This window comes from Frankia sp. CcWB2, assembly GCF_977927585.1.
In genome coordinates this window covers 6,550-10,124 of the sequence record NZ_CDWRCM010000123.1, presented here as the reverse complement: position 1 = coordinate 10,124, position 3,575 = coordinate 6,550, and the positions used below count along the sequence as shown (strand labels likewise).

Annotated in this window: 2 protein-coding genes and 1 pseudogene; 1 reads left to right on the top strand and 2 read right to left on the bottom strand. The window is 71.3% G+C overall.

The genetic code is table 11. The features are described 5' to 3' along the window. A pseudogene (locus ACY45C_RS13830) lies at positions 1–283 on the bottom strand (DUF3566 domain-containing protein); the annotation flags it as partial. On the opposite strand from ACY45C_RS13830, the gene ACY45C_RS13825 reads away from it, so the two are divergent. Beyond that, on the top strand, positions 282–746 hold the full coding sequence (locus ACY45C_RS13825) for a hypothetical protein (protein ID WP_462188017.1): 465 nt from the start codon (positions 282–284) through the stop codon (positions 744–746). The pseudogene ACY45C_RS13830 and the gene ACY45C_RS13825 overlap by 2 nt on opposite strands. A 722-nt stretch (positions 747–1,468) precedes the next feature. On the opposite strand, the gene gyrA is transcribed toward ACY45C_RS13825, so the two are convergent. Beyond that, on the bottom strand, positions 1,469–3,575 hold a 2,107-nt coding region (gyrA, locus tag ACY45C_RS13820), incomplete at its 5' end, for a DNA gyrase subunit A (RefSeq protein WP_462188016.1).

Genomic DNA, 3,575 nt, shown 5'->3' with positions numbered 1-3,575 from the left:
GCCGGCCCTGACCGGGCGGGCGGGCGGAACCGGACGAGCCGGGACCGGACCGGCCAGGAGAGTGACCGGCACCCGCCCGCTCAGCGGAGATCGGCTCGAGCTGGTCGTCGAGCGCGCCGGGGGAGGTCGTGGTCACGCTGTTCAGAGCGCCCGTCGTCGTGGCGGTACCCGCGGACTCCGGCGCCGCGAGCGGCCGGTCGTAGGCCGCCGTGGGGCCGGCACCGCCGGACCTGCCCCCCGCCGGGCCCGGCGCGGCGGGGCGTACCGGATCGGGGGCGGGCATGCGCTCGGGCGCGGCACGGTTCCTGTCGGGATTCGTGGTACGGCTCCTCGTCATGCTGGGCGGGCGGACCAGGGAGATGGTGTCGTTCTCCTGTGGCCGCTCGGCCGGGGGCTCCACGCGAACTGCCGGCCCCCCTGGCGTGGCTCGACCGGGTCCGGGTGGCGCCAGGCCGAGGGACTTCGCCGGCGACGATACGGCGGCCGAGCCGAGTTTCCGGGTAGCCGAGCCCGCCTCGTCGGAGTGGGTTCCAGCGGCCCCGGTACGAGCCGACCCGGATGGGGACACCGACGACGTTCCGCTGGCACGTCCCGTGGAGGGGCCACCCGACGAACCTGCGCCCGACGCGCCCGCGGAGGAGGTGGACAAGGACCGCGAGGACAAGGGAGACTTCGCCCCGTCGGGGACCGATCCGGAGCGGGGCGCCGCCAAACCCGACGCCGACGAGCCGGGTTCAGCCGGATAGGCCTTCGACGACCCGGCCTTCGACGACCCAATCGAACCCGTCGGCCCCCCGGCGGAGGACGGCGGCGAGTCCGCCGCGCCTCCGGCCGGGCCGCGGCCGCCCTCCCGCTCATCCACGGGCCGACCGGACCGCCCGGGCCGCTGGAAGAACGGATTACCGGACGCGGGCCCACCGCCGGCCGCGGGCACCTTCACCGTCTCGCTGCCGGTGTCCCCCCCACGGCCGTCCCGCAGCGACAACGAGCGGCCCGCGGCGTCCGCCGCGCGTCCCGGCGCCGGCCCGGCGCCAGCCCGGCGACCGGCTTCCGAATCACGCCCGGCGGAACCGGAAACACCGGAGGAACCGGAAACACCGGAGGAACCGGAAACACCGGAGGAACCCGCGGAACCCGGGCCGGAGGAACCCGCGCCCCTGGCCGCGCCGCCAGCACCGGAGGAACCAGGGGAAGCGGGTCTCACCGTGGACCGCGGGCCGGCCCCGTCCCCTCTGCTCGGCCGGCGGGACTGCTCGGTGTCACGCGCTCCCTCCGACCCGGCGGCCGAGGAGGGGCCGCGGTAGACCGCCGACCGGGCTGGCCGGTCTTCCTGACTGTCACTCACGGACTCTCCCGGTTCGGTCCTGACGGTGTGCACGGGTCCCGCGCACACCCGTCCCCTCGGGCGGCGTCGTTCTCGGCGTGGGTGGCCACGACCACGAGACCGTCAGCCTCTCGGGGCTCGCTCTCAGCTTTCCTGGGGCCCGGCGTCGGTGTCCTCCGCATCAGCATTACGCGCGACTCCGACAACCTGCACGCCGGACTCCAGATCGATGAGCCGGACTCCCATGGTCTGCCGCTGCGCCCGCCGTACATCCTTGGCAACAGTCCGCAATACACCTCCGTTGGAGGCGATGGCGTAGAGCTGGTCGTCGGGATCGACGACGAGTGCCCCCACCAGACCACCGCGAGTCGAAACGATCTTAGCGGTCAGCACGCCCTTGCCACCACGGCCCTGCACCGGGTACTCGGCCAGCGGCGTCCGCTTCGCGTATCCACCGGAGGTGGCGACGAGCAGATCCGCCGTCGTACCCGGCACGACGACGTCCATGGACAGCAGCTCGTCCTCGGCATCGAACCGCATACCGATCACACCCGAGGTCGCCCGGCCCATCGGCCGCAACTGCTCGTCGTCGGCGTGGAACCGGATCGACTGGGCGTTGCGGCTGACCAAGAGCAGATCGTCGCCGGGCGCCACGAGCCGGGCGGCGATCAGCTCGTCGTCGTCGCGCAGGTTGATCGCCACCAGGCCACCGGCCCGGTTCGAGTCGAAGTCATGCAGCGCGGTCTTCTTGCACAGCCCGCGCTTGGTCGCCAGGACCAGGTAGGGGGCGGCCTCGTAGTCCTTGACCGCGATGACCTCGGCGATCCGCTCATCCTGCCCGAAAGCCAGGATGTTCGCGACGTGCTGGCCCTTGGCCGACCTGGCCTGCTCGGGCAGCTCGTGCGCCTTCGCCCGGTACACCCGGCCCTTGTTCGTGAAGAACAGCAGCCAGTGGTGGGTGGTCGTGACGAAGAAGTGCTCGACGATGTCGTCCTCGCGCAGCGCCGCGCCCTGCACGCCCTTGCCGCCGCGGCGCTGCGAGCGGTAGAGGTCGGTCTTGGTGCGCTTGGCGTAGCCGCCGCGGGTGACGGTGACGACCACGTCCTCCTGGGCGATCAGGTCCTCGATGGACATGTCGCCCTCGAACGGGACGAGACGAGTTCGCCGCTCGTCGCCGAACTTCTCGACGACCTCGGCGAGCTCCTCGCCGATGATCTGCCGCTGCCGGGTCGGCGAGGCCAGGATCGCCTCCAGATCGGAGATCTTCGCGCGAAGTTCGGCCGCCTCGTCGATGATCCGCTGACGTTCCAGGGCGGCGAGCCGGCGCAGCTGCATGTCGAGGATGGCGGTGGCCTGGATCTCCGACAGCGAGAAGCGTTCCATCAGCTGGCCGCGGGCCACGTCCGCCGACTCGGCGTTGCGGATGAGGTTGATGACCTCGTCGAGGTGATCCAGCGCGATCAGCAGACCGTCCAGGACGTGCAGCCGCTCGCGGGCCTTGCGCAGCTGATAGCGGGTCCGGCGGACGATGACGTCGATCTGGTGCTCGACGTAGTAGCGGACCATCTGGTCGAGGCGCAGGGTACGCGGCACGCCGTCGACGATCGCCAGCATGTTGACGCCGAAGGTGTCCTGAAGCTGGGTGTGCTTGTAGAGGTTGTTGAGCACGACCTTGGCGACAGCGTCGCGCTTGAGGTCGATGACCAGACGCTGGCCGATGCGCGCCGAGGTCTCGTCCCGGACGTCGGCGATACCGGTGACCCTGTTGTCCCGGACCAGTTCGGCGATCTTCTCGGCGAGGTTGTCCGGGTTCACCTGGTAGGGCAGCTCGGTGACGACGAGCTGGGTGCGGCCCTTGTTCTCCTCGACGTTCACCACCGCCCGCATCCGGATGCTGCCGCGGCCGGTGCGGTAGGCCTCCTCGATGCCGTTACGGCCGACGATGAGCCCCGAGGTCGGGAAGTCCGGGCCCTTGATCAGGCCGATCAGCGCCTCGAGCAACTCGGAGTCGCTCGCGTCCGGGTGGTCGAGCGCCCACCGCACGCCCTTCGCGACCTCGCGCAGGTTGTGCGGCGGGATGTTCGTCGCCATGCCGACCGCGATGCCGCCGGCGCCGTTGACGAGCAGGTTCGGGAACCGGCTGGGCAGAACGAGCGGCTCCTGCGAACGCCCATCGTAGTTCGGGGCGAAGTCGACCGTCTCCTGGTCGATGTCACGCAGCATCTCCATCGCCAAGGACGCCATCCGCGCC